This window comes from Micromonospora sp. NPDC051227, from assembly GCF_044455385.1.
Classification (GTDB): Bacteria; Actinomycetota; Actinomycetes; order Mycobacteriales; family Micromonosporaceae; genus Micromonospora.
Genome location: NZ_JBITET010000002.1, coordinates 280,757 through 297,930, shown reverse-complemented (window position 1 = coordinate 297,930; position 17,174 = coordinate 280,757). Strand labels below are relative to the sequence as shown.

The following is a 17,174-nucleotide window of genomic DNA, read 5'->3' as shown; positions in this document are numbered from 1 at the left end:
GCACGCCGCGCACGCCGCGCACGCCGCGCACGCCGCGCACGCCGGGCACGGGGACAACCGGGCCGGGCAGTGTTGCCGAGGCGGTGGCCGTACAGGAGGAGTTGCGGCCGCTGGTGGACCTGGTCGGGCCGGGGCCGAGCGCGCCCGCGACGGTGGCCGGCCTGGACGTCGCGTACGCCGAAGGTGGTGACCTGCTGGCGGCGGCCGTGACGGTCCTGGACGCCCGGACCCTGGCGGTGGTGGACTCCGCTGTCGGTGTGGGGCGACCCGCGTTCGGCTATGTGCCGGGGTTGTTCGCCTTCCGTGAGCTGCCCGCGTTGCTCGCTGCGCTCGACCAGTTGACCACCATCCCGGACCTGCTGGTCTGCGACGGGCACGGGCTGGCCCATCCGCGCCGGTTCGGGCTGGCCTGTCACCTGGGGGTGGTCACCGGGTTACCCGCGATCGGGGTGGCGAAGACGCCACTGGTCGGGGTGTGGGATCCGCCGTCCGCCGAGCGGGGTTCCTGGTCGTCGTTGCACGACGGTGATGAGGTCGTCGGTCGGGTGCTGCGGACCCGCGACGGGGTGAAGCCGGTCTTCGTCAGCGTCGGCCATCGGGTGAGCCTGGAGAACGCGACAGCGCAGGTGCTCGCGTTGACTCCGCGCTACCGGCTGCCGGAGACCACCCGCACTGCCGACCGGCTGTGCCGTGACGCCCTCGCCCAGGCGGAGCAGGCCCGCTGAATGGCTGGTCAGTCCGCCATCAGGAGGTCGGCGGGAGGAGCCGTAAACCGTAACGCCGCACACATGCGGGGCGCTCTATGACCGGTGGGACAGGTGGGCCGGTAGTAGCCTGACCCGCGGACCCCACCCGGGGAGAACGGCGAGGTGATCATGACAGTGCGTCGACGCGTGGCACGGCTCGCGGCGGTCTGCGGTCTTGCGGGCGGCCTGGTGATGCTCGGTGCGTCACCGGCGCTGGCCGATCAGGACTCGGTCCGGGTGGGCGCGGCCAGTAGCTTCGCCGCCGGTGGTTCCGCGCAGGGGGTGAACGTCGCGGTGCGCAAGCGCACCGACGGGTGCGTCCTGCTGCGTACCGCGCTGGGCTTCAGCCTGCAGGGTCTCCAGCCGAACCAGGTGACGGTCGAGGTCAACGCGGGCGGGCGCTGGTTCCCGGTGGCCGTCACCGGCGGTGCCGGCACCGTGTCGACCGCGCAGACGTCGCCCTTGAAGCCGACGCTGTGCAAGGGCAAGGGCATCACGGTGCGGTACCGGGTGGCGTTCGCGGCGGGTTCGCCGGGCGGCCGTCTCGTGGTCACCGGCGCGGGCATCAGCGCCGCTGGCCAGACGCTGGGTCGCGCCACCGACGCGGCGCGGCTGACCGGAGGGCGGGTCACTCCGTCGCCGACTCCGTCGCGGTCGAAGAAGCCGACGCCGACTCCGAGCCCGACCGAGGTCGCGACTGTCGACGAGGCGGTGAACCCGGCGGTGCCGGGTGGCGTTTCCGCGGCGCCGAACACCACCGCGACCGCCGCCGAGTCGTCTGGAGGATCACCGGTGATGTACTTCGGCATTGTGCTGGTGGCGGTCGGACTGCTGCTCATCGTGCTGCTGTTCCGTCGCTCGCGGCAGGATCGGAAGCCGTCCGACGACGCGCCCGGCACCCTGCCGGGCAATCCCGGCGGCACCACCTACCGCGCCGGGGGTGGGTTGCCGGCCGCGCCCGGTCGCCCCGGTCAGGTGTACGGCCAGCAGCCGTCGGCCGCCGCCTGGGGTGGTGCGGTGCCGTCACCGCGTCCCGCCACGGGCGGGGTTTACGGTGCCCGGCCGGACACCCCGGCGCCGGAGGCCACCCAGCCGATGCCGGGCCGGCCCGACGGTCGCCCGGAGCCCGGTGACCCGCCCACCGACGGCGGCGGCCACACCGTGTTCATTCCTCGGCTCCCCGGCTGAGCGGAGTACGGCCCGGCCCTCCGTTAGGCTCAGGATCGGTGTCTAACCCGCGGCCAAGGAGTGGAACACGTGTCTGATCTGTCCCAGATTGTGAAGGCGTACGACGTCCGCGGGACGGTGCCGGACCAGTGGGACGAACGGGTCGCCGAGGCACTGGGCGCCGCCTTCACCCAACTGCTCAACTCCACCGACGAGCCGGGCGACGCCGTCGTCGTCGGGTACGACATGCGGGCCACCTCGCCCGGCCTGGCCGCCGCGTTCGCCGCCGGCGTACGCGCCGAGGGCCGCTCGGTGATCGAGATCGGCCTCGCCTCCACCGACCTGCTCTACTACGCGTCCGGTTCGCTCGACCTGCCCGGCGCGATGTTCACCGCCAGCCACAACCCGGCGCAGTACAACGGCATCAAGATGTGCCGCTCCGGTGCCCGCCCGATCGGTCAGGAGAGCGGCCTGGCCGAGATCCGGGAGCGGGCCCAGGCCCTCCTGGACTCGGGCGACGCTCGTCCCGCCGGTGCGCCGACCCGGCCCGCCGAGCGGCGCGACATGCTCCCCGACTACGCCGGCTACCTGCGCAAGCTGGTCGACCTCTCGGGCATCCGCCCGTTGAAGGTGGTCGTCGACGCCGGCAACGGCATGGGTGGCTTCACCGTTCCGACAGTGTTGGGCGACGCGGCCCTGTCGCCGTTGCCGCTGGAGATCGTGCCGCTCTACTTCGAGTTGGACGGCAGCTTCCCCAACCACGAGGCCAACCCACTTGACCCGGCGAACCTGGTCGACCTTCAGCGTGCGGTGGTCGAGCACGGGGCCGACATCGGGTTGGCCTTCGACGGTGACGCCGACCGGTGCTTCGTGGTGGACGAGCGCGGCGAGCCGGTCTCACCCTCGGCGATCACCGCCCTGGTCGCCGCACGCGAGCTGGCCAAGCACCCGGGGGCCACGGTGATCCACGGCCTGATCACCTCCAGCGCCGTCGCGGAGATCATCCGGGAGCACGGTGGGCAGCCGGTCGTCGCCCGGGTCGGGCACTCCTTCATCAAGGCGGAGATGGCCCGCACCAACGCCGTCTTCGGCGGCGAGCACTCCGCCCACTACTACTTCCGGGACTTCTGGTTCGCCGACACCGGGATGCTCGCGGCGATGCACACGTTGGCCGCGCTGGGCGAGCAGTCGCTGCCGCTGTCTGTGTTGGCTGGTGAGTACGAGCGCTACATCGCCTCCGGCGAGATCAACTCGACGGTGGTCGACCAGGCGGCAGCGGTGGCCGAGGTGCGCGCCGCGTACCCCGACGCGGTGGCCGACGAGATGGACGGGCTCACCCTGCGTTTCCCCGACGGCGCCTGGTTCAACCTGCGCGCCTCCAACACCGAGCCGCTGCTGCGACTCAACGTCGAGGCGCCCACCCGGGATCGGATGGTCTCGCTCCGGGACGACGTGCTCGACCGCGTTCGCCGATAAGATCGCCTGCGCCGGTCGGCACCGCCGTCGGTCAAGCCGTACACGTGGAAGGAGCCGCGCCATGGCCCTGGATCCGCAGTTGCTCGAGATCCTTGCCTGTCCGGACACGCACCACGCCCCGCTCACCTATGACGCCGAGGCGCAGACGTTGACCTGTACGGAGTGCGGCCGGATCTTCGAGGTCCGCGACGACGTGCCGGTGCTGCTGCTCGACGAGGCGCGCGGCGGCCCCGGGCAGTCCTCATGATCGACGGTACGGCCGGGGTCAGCGGGCGCCGTGACGCCGACGAGGCCCTGCTCGACAACCCGCAGGCGTTGGCCGAGGCCGACCCGGGCGGCATGCTCCGGCACACGGCGTCGGCCGGTGCGCAGGTTCGCGAGAGCGCCGCGCTGGCAGCCGAGGCGAACCTCGCGGTGCTCGCCGACGACGGGCGGCCCCGAGCCGTCGTGATCGCCGGCATCGGCACCGCCGGGCGTACCGGGGACGTGCTGGCCACTGTCGCCGGGCCACGCTGCCCGGTCCCGATCATCGGGCACCGCTCCGCCGGCGTACCCGGTTGGGTGGGCGCGGCCGACGTGGTGATCGCGGTGAGCGCATCCGGACGCAGCCCGGAGGCGCTCGGCGCGGCCGAGGCGGCCCACCGCCGTGGTGCCCGACTCGTCGCCGTGGGTGCCCCGGACTCGCAGTTGCAGTCGATCGCCGAGCAGGCCCGGGCGCCGTTCATCCCGGTGCCCCGGCGTGCCCCGGCCCGGGCCAGCCTCTGGGCGCTTACCGTGCCGGTCCTGCTCGCCGCCCGTTCCCTCGGGCTCGTGAAGGTCAACGAGGCGGACCTGGCGGAGACCGCGGCCCGGCTCGACGCGGACGCCGACCGCTGCCGGTCCGCCGCCGAGTCCTTCGTCAACCCGGCGAAGTCACTGGCGCTGGGCCTGGCCGGCTCGATCCCGATCGTCTGGGGTTCGTCCCCGCTGGCCACGGTGGCGGCCCGCCGGTTCGGCGACACCCTGTCGGCCAACGCCCGCTACCCGGTGGTCACCGGAGCGTTGGGTGAGGCCGGGCGGGGTCGGGTCGGGCTGCTCGACGGCGTCTTCGGCGGCCTGGCCGAGGGGGAGCGGGACATCTTCGCCGACCCGGCCGAGGACGACGGCGAGGGCACCCGGCTGCGGCTGGTGCTGCTGCGCGACGGCGGGCTCAACGCCGAGGACGACACCGACGAGCCGCTCGCCGTCGAGGAGCGCCGTGCTGACGCGGTGCAGACCCTCGCGGAGCGCCGTGGCGTGCGGTGCGACGTGGTGACCGCCGAGGGCGGCTCCGCCCTGGAACGGCTGGCGTCGCTGATCGCCGTTCCGGATTTCGCCTCGATCTACCTTGCTCTGGCACACGGGTTGGACCCGATGGCCGTTCCGGCCATCACCGAGATGAAGGAGCTGTCGAACCAGTGAACGAACGTAGGGGGCGGCGCGTCATGCGTGGACCGGGCGGCTTCGTGCGGCGAAGCGGAGCGGTGGCATGAGCGCCAACGGTGGGACGAAGGCGATTGTCGCCGCCCTGCTGGCCAACATCGGCATCGCCGTCACCAAGTTCATCGCGTTCCTGCTCTCCGGCTCGTCGTCGATGCTGGCCGAGGCGGTCCACTCGGTCGCCGACTCCGGTAACCAGGGCCTCCTGCTGCTCGGTGGCAAGCGGGCGAAGCGCGCGGCCACCCCGGAACACCCCTTCGGGTACGGCCGGGAGCGCTACATTTACGCGTTCATCGTGTCCATCGTGTTGTTCAGCATCGGTGGCCTGTTCGCGCTCTACGAGGCGTACCACAAGTGGCATCACAAGGGCGGCATCGAGTCCTGGCAGTGGCTGCCGGTCGTCGTGCTGGTGGCGGCGATCATCATGGAGTCGTTCTCCTTCCGGACCGCCATCAAGGAGTCCAACCACGTCCGGGGCAACCAGTCCTGGGTGCGTTTCATCCGCCGGGCCAAGGCGCCGGAGCTGCCGGTGGTCCTCCTGGAGGACTTCGGCGCGCTGGTCGGTCTGGTGTTCGCCCTGTTCGGCGTCACCATGACGCTGATCACCGGCAACGGCGAGTGGGACGCCGCCGGCACCGCGATGATCGGCATCCTGCTGGTCGTCATCGCCGTCGTGCTGGCCATCGAGACGAAGAGCCTGCTGCTCGGTGAGGGCGCCGAGCCGTCCGAGCTGGCCGCCATCGAACGGGCCGTCACCGACGGCCCCGAGGTGGAGCGGATCATCCACATGAAGACGCTCTACCTGGGCCCGGAAGAGCTGATGGTGGCTGCCAAGATCGCCGTTCCGGAGTGGGAGAGCGCCCACGACCTGGCACGTGGCATCAACGCCGTCGAGGCACGGATCCGTGCCGCGGTGCCGATCGCGCGGGTGATCTATCTGGAGCCGGACGTCTACAGCGCCGCTGCCGCCGAGGCCGGAACCGGTACCGCGGCCGACACCGCCGTGCCGCAGCCGCAGGACACGTCGGGCGAGCCGGCCGGGCGGCCCGGGGGCTGACGGGTGGAGCCACTGTACGGGCCGATCCGGGACTACGCCTGGGGCTCGCGCTCGGCCATCGCCCTCCTTCAGGGGCGATCGGCGCCGAGCGCGGGTCCGGAGGCGGAGCTGTGGTTGGGGGCCCACCCGGGCGCCCCGGCCCACGTGGATCGCGCCGGTCTGCGGGTGAGCCTCTGCGACCTGGTGCGGGACGAGCCAGGACAGTGGCTCGGCCAGCGGGTGTCCGAGCGGTTCGGCAGCCGACTGCCGTTCCTGCTCAAGGTGCTCGCGGCCGACGCTCCGCTGAGCCTGCAGGCCCACCCGGACGCCGAGCAGGCGCAGGCCGGCTACGCGGCGGAGGCGGGACGCCCCGAGGGGCAGCGCAACTACTCCGATCCGCACCACAAGCCGGAGTTGCTGGTCGCGCTCACCCCGTTCGAGGCGCTGTGTGGTTTCCGGGATCCGGCGGAATCGGCCGAGGCGCTCGCCGCGTTTGGCGTACCGGCGTTGGCGCCGGTGGTCGCCGCGTTGCGGGCCGGGCCGGCGGGGTTGCGGACGGCGGTGCGAACGCTGCTCGGCTGGCCGGTCGCCAGGCGTTACGACCTGCTGGCCGCGGTGGTGGCAGCGCCGGCCGACGGCCCGGACGCGGAGCTGACCCGCCGGCTGGCCAAGGCGTACCCGGGGGATCCGGGTGCGCTGGTCGCGCTGCTGTTGCACCACCTGCGGCTGGAGGCCGGGGAGGCGATCTGGATGCCCGCCGGCAACCTGCACGCCTACCTGAGCGGCTGCGGCGTGGAGATCATGGCGGCCAGCGACAACGTGCTACGCGGCGGCCTGACCCCGAAGCGGGTGGACGTCGACGAGTTGTTGCGGGTGCTGCGCTTCGAGGTGCTCGACGATCCGGTGCGGGCCGCGCAGCCGGTCGGCCCGGGCGTGGACTGGTGGCCGGTGCCGGTGGACGATTTCGCGCTGCACCGGGTGCGGGTCGACGCGGCGGTGCCCTCGGTGACGCTGCCGCTGCCCGGCCCCCGGGTGGTGCTCTGCGCCGGCGGTTCGATCACCGTGGACGACGGTGCTGGCGCGTTGACGCTGGTCTCGGGCGAGGCGGCGATCGGTACGGCGTTGGGAGCGCCGCTGCGGATCGACGGCGCCGGTGTGGCGTACGTGGCGACGTCCGGGCTGCGCTGACCTCGATTCGGGCGTAAGACACAAGTCCGGCTTTCCTGAAATAGCTTGACGTCACCCTGCCTTAGTGTGACTCTATGAGTACGCAGCGTTATCGCGACGACGGTCCGAGAACGTGCGGGGGAACCAAACCGGGGGGATGCACGGGGCGGGCGGGACGTGGGCGGGAAGGTCCGTCCATCACCGACCGCCCCGTGCGCTGTCCGCCGACCGTGCCTGATGCCCGTCGCCGACGCGCGTAAGGTGGAGGGTCGGCGCAGACATCGTTCGACAGGAGCTTTCATGACCAGCACCCTCCCGGCGTCCGCCAGCGGCACGCCGTCCGAGGCCCGGCCGAGCACGCTCGCCGACGGCGACTTCAAGGTGGCGGATCTGTCGCTCGCCGAGTTCGGGCGTAAAGAGATCCAGCTCGCCGAGCACGAGATGCCCGGCCTGATGGCGATCCGGCGCGAGTTCGCCGAGGCGCAGCCGCTCGCCGGCGCGCGGATCACCGGCTCCCTGCACATGACCATCCAGACCGCCGTCCTGATCGAGACGTTGGTCGCGCTCGGCGCGCAGGTGCGCTGGGCGTCCTGCAACATCTTCTCCACCCAGGACCACGCCGCCGCGGCGATCGTCGTCGGCCCGAACGGCACCCCCGAGGCTCCGGCCGGGGTTCCGGTGTACGCCTGGAAGGGCGAGACCCTGCCGGAGTACTGGTGGTGCACCGAGCAGGTGCTCGCCTGGCCCGACGGGCAGGGTCCCAACATGATCCTCGACGACGGCGGCGACGCCACCCTGCTCGTGCACAAGGGTGCCGAGTTCGAGCGGGCCGGGGCGGTCCCGCCGGTCGAGTCCGCCGACTCCGAGGAGTACGCGGTCATCCTCGAGCTGCTGCACCGCTCACTCGGCGAGGACGCTCAGCGCTGGACCCGGATCTCCGCCGGCATCAAGGGCGTGACCGAGGAGACCACCACCGGTGTGCACCGCCTCTACGAGATGCACCGGGCGGGCACCCTGCTCTTCCCGGCCATCAACGTCAACGACTCGGTGACCAAGAGCAAGTTCGACAACAAGTACGGTTGCCGGCACTCGCTCATCGACGGCATCAACCGCGCCACCGACGTCCTGATCGGCGGCAAGATGGCCGTCGTCATGGGCTACGGCGACGTGGGCAAGGGCTGCGCCGAGTCGCTGCGCGGCCAGGGCGCCCGGGTCGTGGTGACCGAGGTGGACCCGATCTGCGCGTTGCAGGCCGCGATGGACGGTTACCAGGTCGCCACCCTCGACGACGTGGTCGAGCAGGCCGACATCTTCATCACCGCCACCGGCTGCTTCGACGTCATCACCAACGAGCACATGGCCCGGATGAAGCACCAGGCCATCGTCGGCAACATCGGCCACTTCGACAACGAGATCGACATGGCCGGGCTGGCCAAGCGGTCCGACGTCGAGCGGATCAACATCAAGCCGCAGGTCGACCTGTGGCGCTTCGCCGACGGGCACGCCATCATCGTGCTCTCCGAGGGCCGCCTGCTGAACCTGGGCAACGCGACCGGGCACCCGAGCTTCGTCATGTCGAACTCGTTCGCCAACCAGACGATCGCCCAGATCGAGCTCTTCACCAAGACCGAGGAGTACCCGATCGGCGTCTACGTGCTGCCCAAGCACCTGGACGAGAAGGTGGCCCGGCTGCACCTCGGCGCGCTCGGCGCCAAGCTGAGCACGCTGACCAAGGAGCAGGCCGCCTACCTTGGCGTCTCCACCGAGGGTCCGTTCAAGCCGGACCACTACCGCTACTGATCGACATCTCCGGACCGGGTCGGCTGTTCGCAGCCGGCCCGGTTCGCCGTCTCCGCCCCCGCCGTGCCCCGCCGTGCCCCCATCACTTCCGCGATCTTGCAGTTTCGGTTGGGGATTTGCGGCTTTTGGCGCGATATGCCGCCGCAGGAAGTGCAAGATCGTGGGGGTGGGGGGCGGGGCGGGGTCAGCTGCGGCGGGTGGGGCGGAACCAGGTCCAGACGCACCAGGCCAGCCAGCCGAGCGACACGAGGGTGGCCAGCGCCCGTAGGCGTAGCGCGCTGAGCAGCAGGACCACGGCCAGCACCGTCAACCACGGCAGGAATCCCCTCACGACGGGGATCTTTCCACAGCCGAGCGTCGTCGGGCCTGGTGAGCTTGTCGTGAACGACTTGACGAGGGCCCTGAGCAGGGAGGAAGGTATGCCTGCCCTAAGTCAGCCAAGGCGTGCCTAACCTACTCGGAGCCCGGATGTTCGCCACCTACCTGATCGGCCTGCGGGAAGGGCTGGAAGCCACCCTGGTGGTCAGCATCCTGGTCGCCTTCCTCGTGAAGTCGCAGCGCCGGGACCGACTGCCGCAGGTCTGGGCCGGCGTCGGCCTGGCCGTGGCGCTCTCGGTGCTCTTCGGCTGGCTGATCGAGTACACGTCGACCTCGCTGCTGTCCCGGTCCGAGGATCGTGAGTTGTTCGAGGCGATCACCTCGGTCGCCGCCGTGGTCTTCGTGACCTGGATGATCTTCTGGATGCGCCGGGCCGCCCGGACCATCGCCGGCGAACTGCGCGGCAAGCTCACCGAGGCGCTGGCCGTCGGGTCCCTCGCCGTCGCCGGCATGGCCTTCCTCGCGGTGATCCGCGAGGGTCTGGAGACCGCGCTGATCTTCTACTCGGCCGCCCAGGGCGCGGCCGGTGACAGTGGCCCGCTGCTCGCGTTGATCGGCGGCATCGCCACCGCCGTGGTCCTCGGCGTGCTGCTCTACGCCAGCGCCCTGCGGATCAACCTCAGCAAGTTCTTCACCTGGACCGGCGCGCTGCTGATCCTGGTCGCCGCCGGCATCCTCAAGTACGGCGTGCACGACTTCCAGGAGGCCGGCGTCCTGCCCGGCCTGAACGACCTGGCCTTCGACATCACCGGCGCGCTCGACCCGAGCGCCTGGTACGCGGCCCTGCTCGCCGGCATGTTCAACGTGACTCCCGCGCCCACCGTGCTGGAGACGATCGCCTGGGTCGCGTACGCCGTACCGGTGCTCCTGCTCTTCCTGCGACCGGCCCGGCGCAAGCCGGCACCCGCCGCGACCACCACCACCGTCACCGAGCGCGGGGCCGACACCGGCGCCGAGGCCGAGGCGGCGTCCACGCCGCAGCGTGCCTGACCCACGAGGAGAGACAGCCCAGATGCGTACCACCCAGTTCTTCGCGCTGGCCGCCGCCGGCGTGCTGGCGACGGCCGGTCTGGCCGCCTGCTCCGACTCCGACAAGGGTGACTCGGCCGCGTCCGGCGGGCCGATCGTGGTCAAGGCCAGCGACACCGCCTGTGAGGTCGGCTCGACCGACCTCGGTGCCGGCACCGCCACCTTCAAAATCACCAATTCGGGTGCGAAGGTGACCGAGTTCTACGTGTACGCCGACGGCGACCGCGTGATGGGCGAGGTGGAGAACATCGCCCCCGGGTTGAGCCGCGAGTTGCACGTGGAGTTGCCGGCCGGTACGTACCAGACGGCCTGCAAGCCAGGGATGAGTGGCAAGGGCATCCGGGGTGCGCTCAAGGTCAGCGGGTCGGCGCAGCCGCTCACCGCGGACGCCGCGCTGGGTGACGCCACCGACAACTACCAGCGCTACGTCAAGAGCCAGACCGCCGCGCTGCTGGACAAGACCGAGGAGTTCGTCGGCGCGGTCAAGGCCGGCGATGTCGCGAAGTCCAAGGCGCTCTACCCGGTCGCCCGCACCTACTGGGAGCGGATCGAGCCGGTTGCCGAGATCTTCGGCGACCTCGACCCCAAGATCGACGGCCGCGAGGAGGTCATCGAGGAGGGGATGGAGTTCACCGGCTTCCACCGGATCGAGAAGGACCTCTGGCAGTCCGGTGACATCAGCAAGGACGGCCCGATCGCCGACCGGCTGCTGGTCGACGTCAAGGAGATCGTGGCCAAGGCGAACGCCGAGAAGCTCTCCCCGCTCCAGCTCGCCAACGGTGCCAAGGAGCTGCTCGACGAGGTGGCCAGCGGCAAGATCACCGGCGAGGAGGACCGCTACTCGCACACCGACCTGTGGGACTTCGCCGCCAACCTCGAAGGTTCCAAGGCCGCCGTGTCCGCCCTGCGGCCCGCGTTGCAGCAGCGCTCGCCGGAGCTGGTCACGCAGTTGGACACCGAGTTCGCCAACGTCGAGGGGCTGCTCGGCAAGCACCGCGACGGCGACGGGTGGAAGCTGCACACCGCGCTGAGCAAGGCCGAGCTCAAGGAGCTCTCCGACGGGATCAACGCACTCGCCGAGCCGATCAGCAAGGTCGCCGCGGCCGTCGCGAAGTGACCACCTGGCAGAAAGAGTCGAGTCGATGAGCGGGAGCAGGTTCACCCGGCGCCGGGCCATCACCCTGGCCGGCGCCGGGGTGGCCGGGGTCGCCGGAGTGGCGGCCGGCGCGGGAGCGCTGCTGAACGGCTCCCATGGCCCGGCCGCGGCGAACGACCACCCGGCCGGGGCCGTGCCGTTCCACGGTGAGCACCAGGCCGGCATCGTCACCCCGGCGCAGGACCGGCTGCACTTCGTGGCCTTCGACGTGATCACCAAGGACCGGGCCCGACTCGTCGAACTGCTGGAGGAGTGGACGGCCGCCGCCGCCCGGATGACCGCGGGGCGCGACGCCGGGGTGCTGGGTGCGGTCGGCGGTGTGCCGGAGGCCCCACCGGACGACACCGGTGAAGCACTCGGCCTGCCTCCCTCGCAGCTCACCCTCACCATCGGCTTCGGGCCGACGCTGTTCCGCGACGCCGACGGGCGGGACCGCTTCGGCCTCGCCGACCGTCGGCCCGCCGCCCTCGCCGAGCTGCCGAAGTTCCCCGGCGACGCGTTGCAGCCGCAGCTCTCCGGGGGCGACCTCTGCGTCCAGGCCTGCGCCAACGACCCACAGGTGGCGGTGCACGCGATCCGCAACCTGGCCCGGCTCGGCATGGGTGTGGTGAGCGTCCGCTGGTCGCAGTTGGGCTTCGGCCGCACCTCGTCGACCTCGCGGGAGCAGGCCACCGCGCGCAACCTCTTCGGGTTCAAGGACGGCACGGCCAACCTCAAGGCCGAGGACACCGATCTGCTGCGCGACCAGTTGTGGGTGCAGCCGGGCGACGGACCGGACTGGATGGCCGGAGGCTCGTACCTGGTCACCCGCAAGATCCGGATGCTCGTGGAGACCTGGGACCGGACCTCCCTCGCTGAGCAGGAGGAGATCGTCGGCCGGGCCAAGGGCAGCGGTGCGCCGCTGGGCCGCAGCGACGAGTTCGACGAGCCCGACTTCGCCGCCCGCGGCGCGGACGGGAAGCCGGTGATCGCCGAGCACGCCCATGTCACGCTGGCCCACCCGAGTCGGAACGGCGGCGCTCAGCTGCTGCGCCGGGGTTACAACTTCGTCGACGGCTCGGACGGCCTCGGCCGACTCGACGCGGGCCTCTTCTTCATCGCCTACCAGCGCGATCCACGCCGTCAGTTCGTGCCGATCCAGACGCAGTTGGCGCGGCACGACGTGATGAACGAGTACCTGCGACACGTCTCCAGCGGGGTGTTCGCCTGCCCTCCCGGGGTACGCGACGGCGGGGATCACTGGGGGCGTGGGCTGTTCGGCTGACCGTCGTCCGGATGGCGACAACCGGATCGGCCCAGCGTGCGGTGGCGCCAGGCGGCGTCAAAGGGGGATCATGGTGGCAGCCTGGCGACGACCCGTTCGCGCGCCAGGCACCGCAGCCGTGGCGCCGCCGCCGCGGACCGCGATCACCGGTTCGACGGCGGCGCGAAGCGTTACCGGCGGACGCCGGTCCCACCGAACTGAATGAGGATGCAATATTAATCCCATGAGAGCCCGCGTACTGGTGGTCGACGATGACCCCGCGCTCGCCGAGATGCTCGGCATCGTGCTGCGCAGTGAGGGTTTCCTGCCCTCGTTTGTGGCGGACGGCGAGCGGGCTTTGGCCGCCTTTCGCGACAGCCGTCCCGATATCGTGCTGCTTGACCTGATGCTTCCCGGTATGAGCGGTATCGACGTGGCCCGGTCGATCCGCGCGGAGTCCGGCGTGCCCATCGTCATGTTGACCGCAAAGAGCGACACCGTGGACGTCGTGCTCGGCTTGGAGTCCGGCGCCGACGACTACGTGGTCAAGCCGTTCAAGCCCAAGGAGCTGGTGGCCCGGATGCGGGCCCGGCTGCGCCGAGGCGAGGACGTGGCCCCGGAGATGCTCACCATCGGGCCGCCGGACAACCAGATCACCATCGACGTGCCCGCGCACACCGTGAGCCGCAACGACGAGGAGGTGAAGCTGACGCCGCTGGAGTTCGACCTGCTGGTCGCGCTCGCCCGCAAGCCACGTCAGGTCTTCACCCGTGAAGTGCTGCTCGAACAGGTCTGGGGCTACCGGCACGCGGCCGACACCCGTCTGGTCAACGTGCACGTCCAGCGGTTGCGGGCCAAGATCGAGCCGGACCCGGAGCGACCGGAAATCATCCTCACCGTGCGGGGCGTGGGCTACAAGGCAGGGACCGGATAGCCTGGTCGCACTGTGTCGACCTCGCCGCCCCCACCCACCCCGAGTACGGCTGCCCGCCGGCCCAGCGCCGGCGGGGAGCTCTGGCGTGCGCTGAGCGGTCGGGTCGCTCGTGCGGTGGGTCGGGCACACCAAACCTGGCGCCGTTCGCTCCAGGTCCGGGTCGTGACCATCACGCTGGTCGCGTCCAGCCTGCTGGTCGGCGGGTTCGCGTTCCTGATCGCTGACAAGATCACCACCATCCTGCTCGACAGCGCTCGCAGCGACGTCCGGCAGCGGGTGACCAGCGGTGCCAGCTACGCGGCCAAGCAGGTCTCCTTCTACGGGCAGCCGCAGGAGGCGCAGCTCCAGGAGACCATCGACGGCACTGTCAACTACCTGGCCGGCGGCGACCCCCAGCAGACCAGCGGGGTGGTGGTGGCGATCACCGCCGACGACTATCCCAACGACATCCAGACGCGCACCTCCCCGTCCGCGAACGTGCAGTCGCTGATCAGCCCCGAGCTGCGGGCCGCGATCGCCGACGGCAAGGTGGCCAGTCAGATCCGCACCGGGCGACTCACCGGCGAGAGCACCAAATATCTGGTCTACGGCTCGCCGGTGCCCACCCGATTCGGCCAGATCGAGCTCTACTATCTGGTCCCGCTGGGCCGGCAGGACGTCACCGCCGCCGACGCCCGCGCCACCGTGGTGGCCACCGGGGTCGCGCTGGTGATCCTGCTCGGGTTGCTCGCGGCGCTGGTCACCCGGCTGGTGGTCAACCCGGTCCGGGTCGCCGCACGAACCGCCCAGCGGCTCTCCGCGGGCCTGCTCGACCAGCGGATGGTGGTCAACGGCGAGGACGACCTGGCCCTGCTCGCCGCGTCGTTCAACCAGATGGCCACCAACCTGCAACGGCAGATCCTGCGACTGGAAGAGATGTCCCGGTTGCAGCGTCGCTTCACCTCAGACGTCTCCCACGAGCTGCGTACCCCGCTGACCACGGTCCGGATGGCCGCCGACCTGATCTTCGCTGAGCGCGACGAGTTCGACCCGGCGGTCGCCCGCAGCGCCGAGCTGCTCCAGGCCGAGTTGGATCGATTCGAGGAGCTGCTCACCGACCTGCTGGAGATCAGTCGGTTCGACGCGGGCTTCGCCATGCTGGATTCCGAGCCGACCGACCTGGTGCCGGTGGTGCACCGGGTGGTCGACCGGCTGGCTGGCCTGGCCGAGCGGGTGGGCGTACCGATCGAACTCGACCTGCCGGGCACACCGGTGATCGCCGAGGTCGACCCGCGACGGGTCGAGCGGGTGTTGCGCAACCTGGTCGGCAACGCCGTCGAGCACGGTGAGGCCCGTCCGGTGCTGATCACCCTCGGCATCGACGAGACCGCCGTGGCGATCACCGTCCGCGACCACGGTGTGGGGCTGAAGGTGGGCGAGGAAAAGCTGGTGTTCAACCGGTTCTGGCGGGCGGACCCGTCCCGGGCCCGGCAGACCGGGGGCACCGGGCTGGGCCTGTCGATCAGCCTGGAGGATGCGCGGCTGCACGGCGGCTGGTTGGAGGCGTGGGGTGCTCCCGGGCAGGGGGCGCAGTTCCGGCTCACCCTGCCGGCCCGTGCGGGCGATCGGCTGACCACCTCACCGCTGCGGCTGGTGCCGGCCGACGCCACCCTGCCGTTCGGCGGTCCGCGCGACGGCGGGCCACTGGCCATCGGTCCCGGCGCCGGCGGGGCACTGGCAATCGGCCCGGCTCCAGCCGGAGACGGGCAGCGGACGGAGGTGCGCTCGTGAGACGGCCGACTCTGCTCGGGACGCTCGGCGTGATGGTGCTGCTGGGCGCCGGCTGTGGCATCCCGGCGACATCCGACGTGCGGGTGGACGGCAAGGGCGGTGCCCCGACCGAGTCCGGTGTGATCAGTCGGGGCAGTGAGCCACCGACGCGGACGGCCAGCGGCAGCGTCAACGAGACGTTCGTCCGCAACTTCCTGTCCGCCGCCGCCGGCGAGCCGGATCGTGCGTACGAGCGGGTCAAGGCGTTCATCGCCCCGGAGGACAAGACCCGCCTACAGGACAAGAAGGGCAGCGAGGTCGCGCTGAACGTGGTCCGGCTGCGCGAGGCGGTCTACACCCTCAACAGCGACTCGACCACGACCGTGAAGATCGCCGTGCAGCAGATCGGGGTGCTGCGGACCAACGGCACCCTGGCTCCACCGGTGGCGACCGAGACGGAGTACGAGTTCGGTCTGCGCAGCGCGTCCTTCAACGGCGGCGTCAACGATGACCGGGCCGGCCTCTACATCATCAACCCGCCAAACGTGCTGCTGCTCAGCGACACCGCTCTTCGCGAGTACTACCAGGACGAGACGATCTACTTCTGGAGTTCGGACCGCAGCCGCCTGGTGCCCGACCAGCGCTACCGGCCGCAGGCGGTGCCGGTCGAGCGGCAGGTGAACGAGGTGGTGAAGTGGCTGGTCGGCGGCCCCTCCGACTGGTTGCGCCCGGGAGTCGTCGGGCTGCCGGACCGCACCGAGCTGATCAACAACGCCACCGGCGGCAACGGTCGGTGGGAGGTCAACCTGGACATGTCCGATGACGACCAGAGCGGGATCGATCAGTTGATCACGCAGATCGCCTGGTCGTTGGGCGACCTCACCGGTCAGCTGGAGTTGAAGATTCGCAACAACGCGCAGCCCGTGGTCGACCTGGGCGAGCGACGAGACTCCCGGGTGCTCTATCCGTATGCCGCCAGCCCGCAGCGGTTCGGCGTGTACGACGGCGCGATCCACCCCCTCGACTTCGACGGCGAGCCCAGCGGCACGGTGCCGTTGACACCCGAGGCCAACCGTAACGTCGTCTCCGCCAGCCTCGGGCTGGCCAAGGACCGCCGGATCCTCGCCGCGATGGTGGTCACCGGCAGCGGCAAGAACCGGTACCGACTCGCCGTGGGCACGGGCGCCGACCCGGTCTCCGTCATCAGCCGCAGCGGCACCGAATACTCCTCGATCGGCCGACCGGTGTGGCTGCGTGCTGTCGACAACCGCCCCAGCCGCGGCCTGGTGGTGGCCGACGGGCAGCTCTACCGGTTCGACGAGGCGGCCCGGATGTATCCGGTGCCGCTCAACCTGCCCTCCGCCGCGGTCACCGCGGTGGCCGCCGCGTTGGACGGCCAGCGGGTGGCGCTGATCGCCGGTGGCCGTCTCTACGTCGCCGCGGTCAACCTCGACGGCGGCGGGGCCTCCATCGGCCCGCCCCGAGAGTTGGTCACCTCGCTGACCAACCCGACGGCGGTCGACTGGGGCAGGGAGGACCAGCTCGTGGTGGCGGGGTCGGTCGGCCAGCCGGCGATCTACGAGATCAGTGTCGACGGCGCCCTGGAGACGCCGCTGCGGACCGACCTCGGCGCCAAGGTCACCCACCTGACCGCGTACCCGACCAACCGCAGTGTGCGGGCGCCCAGCGGGGCGTACATGTACGAGGCGAACGGGGTGGCCTACCGCAGCAGCCCGTTCGAACGGATCGAGCCCGGGCGGGTACGCGACATCGCCCCGGTGCCGACCGGTGTCCGGCCGAGCAACCCGTCGGCGCCGTTCTTCCTCTACTGACAC

The 17,174-nt window shown here is 71.1% G+C and carries 15 protein-coding genes; 14 read left to right on the top strand and 1 reads right to left on the bottom strand.

Annotation, left to right across the window (positions count from 1 at the left end; translation table 11 throughout):
• Positions 1–83 precede the first annotated feature (83 nt).
• From nfi to ahcY, 8 genes are all read left to right on the top strand, one after another.
• Positions 84–725 carry a deoxyribonuclease V gene (gene nfi / locus ACIA47_RS05565; protein ID WP_203124818.1) on the top strand — a complete coding sequence of 214 codons (642 nt, stop codon included), beginning with the start codon at positions 84–86 and terminating at the stop codon, positions 723–725.
• A gap of 150 nt (positions 726–875) precedes the next feature.
• A complete protein-coding gene (locus ACIA47_RS05560; RefSeq protein ID WP_396705756.1) occupies positions 876–1,934 on the top strand; it encodes a hypothetical protein in 1,059 nt (352 codons plus the stop codon).
• Positions 1,935–2,003: 69 nt separating this feature from the next.
• On the top strand, positions 2,004–3,389 hold the full coding sequence (locus ACIA47_RS05555) for a phosphomannomutase/phosphoglucomutase (protein WP_396705754.1): 1,386 nt from the start codon (positions 2,004–2,006) through the stop codon (positions 3,387–3,389).
• Positions 3,390–3,450: 61 nt separating this feature from the next.
• Positions 3,451–3,636: a Trm112 family protein gene (locus ACIA47_RS05550; protein WP_091394023.1), complete on the top strand. Its 186-nt coding sequence runs from the start codon at positions 3,451–3,453 to the stop codon at positions 3,634–3,636.
• Positions 3,633–4,829: an SIS domain-containing protein gene (locus ACIA47_RS05545; RefSeq protein WP_091394020.1), complete on the top strand. Its 1,197-nt coding sequence runs from the start codon at positions 3,633–3,635 to the stop codon at positions 4,827–4,829. The genes ACIA47_RS05550 and ACIA47_RS05545 overlap by 4 nt, the downstream gene beginning before the upstream one ends.
• A 67-nt stretch (positions 4,830–4,896) precedes the next feature.
• Positions 4,897–5,904, top strand: coding sequence for a cation diffusion facilitator family transporter (locus ACIA47_RS05540; protein WP_396705751.1), 1,008 nt, complete (start codon positions 4,897–4,899; stop codon positions 5,902–5,904).
• 3 nt (positions 5,905–5,907) lie between these two features.
• Positions 5,908–7,071 (top strand): mannose-6-phosphate isomerase, class I, encoded by a 1,164-nt coding sequence (gene manA / locus ACIA47_RS05535; RefSeq protein ID WP_396705749.1) that lies wholly within the window; start codon positions 5,908–5,910, stop codon positions 7,069–7,071.
• Between the two features lie 279 nt (positions 7,072–7,350).
• Positions 7,351–8,850, top strand: a complete 1,500-nt coding sequence (gene ahcY, locus ACIA47_RS05530; RefSeq protein ID WP_396705747.1) for an adenosylhomocysteinase — start codon at positions 7,351–7,353, stop codon at positions 8,848–8,850.
• Positions 8,851–9,034: 184 nt separating this feature from the next.
• Here the strand turns inward: ahcY and ACIA47_RS05525 are convergent, their stop codons facing one another.
• A complete protein-coding gene (locus ACIA47_RS05525) occupies positions 9,035–9,181 on the bottom strand; it encodes a hypothetical protein (protein WP_396705745.1) in 147 nt (48 codons plus the stop codon).
• A 137-nt stretch (positions 9,182–9,318) separates the two neighbouring features.
• On the opposite strand from ACIA47_RS05525, the gene efeU reads away from it, so the two are divergent.
• The 6 genes from efeU (at position 9,319) to ACIA47_RS05495 (ending at position 17,171) form a co-directional block, all read left to right on the top strand.
• Complete coding sequence (efeU, locus tag ACIA47_RS05520) at positions 9,319–10,218, top strand: iron uptake transporter permease EfeU (RefSeq protein ID WP_396705744.1); 900 nt, start codon at positions 9,319–9,321, stop codon at positions 10,216–10,218.
• 22 nt (positions 10,219–10,240) lie between these two features.
• A complete protein-coding gene (gene efeO, locus ACIA47_RS05515) occupies positions 10,241–11,374 on the top strand; it encodes an iron uptake system protein EfeO (protein ID WP_091394006.1) in 1,134 nt (377 codons plus the stop codon).
• Between the two features lie 25 nt (positions 11,375–11,399).
• Positions 11,400–12,677 carry an iron uptake transporter deferrochelatase/peroxidase subunit gene (gene efeB / locus ACIA47_RS05510; RefSeq protein WP_396705741.1) on the top strand — a complete coding sequence of 426 codons (1,278 nt, stop codon included), beginning with the start codon at positions 11,400–11,402 and terminating at the stop codon, positions 12,675–12,677.
• 223 nt (positions 12,678–12,900) lie between these two features.
• On the top strand, positions 12,901–13,590 hold the full coding sequence (gene mtrA / locus ACIA47_RS05505; RefSeq protein ID WP_030331519.1) for an MtrAB system response regulator MtrA: 690 nt from the start codon (positions 12,901–12,903) through the stop codon (positions 13,588–13,590).
• Positions 13,591–13,602: 12 nt separating this feature from the next.
• Entirely contained in the window at positions 13,603–15,360 is a 1,758-nt protein-coding gene (mtrB, locus tag ACIA47_RS05500; protein WP_396705739.1) for an MtrAB system histidine kinase MtrB, read from the top strand.
• Positions 15,361–15,392: 32 nt separating this feature from the next.
• Positions 15,393–17,171, top strand: a complete 1,779-nt coding sequence (locus ACIA47_RS05495) for an LpqB family beta-propeller domain-containing protein (protein ID WP_396706379.1) — start codon at positions 15,393–15,395, stop codon at positions 17,169–17,171.
• Positions 17,172–17,174: the final 3 nt, after the last annotated feature.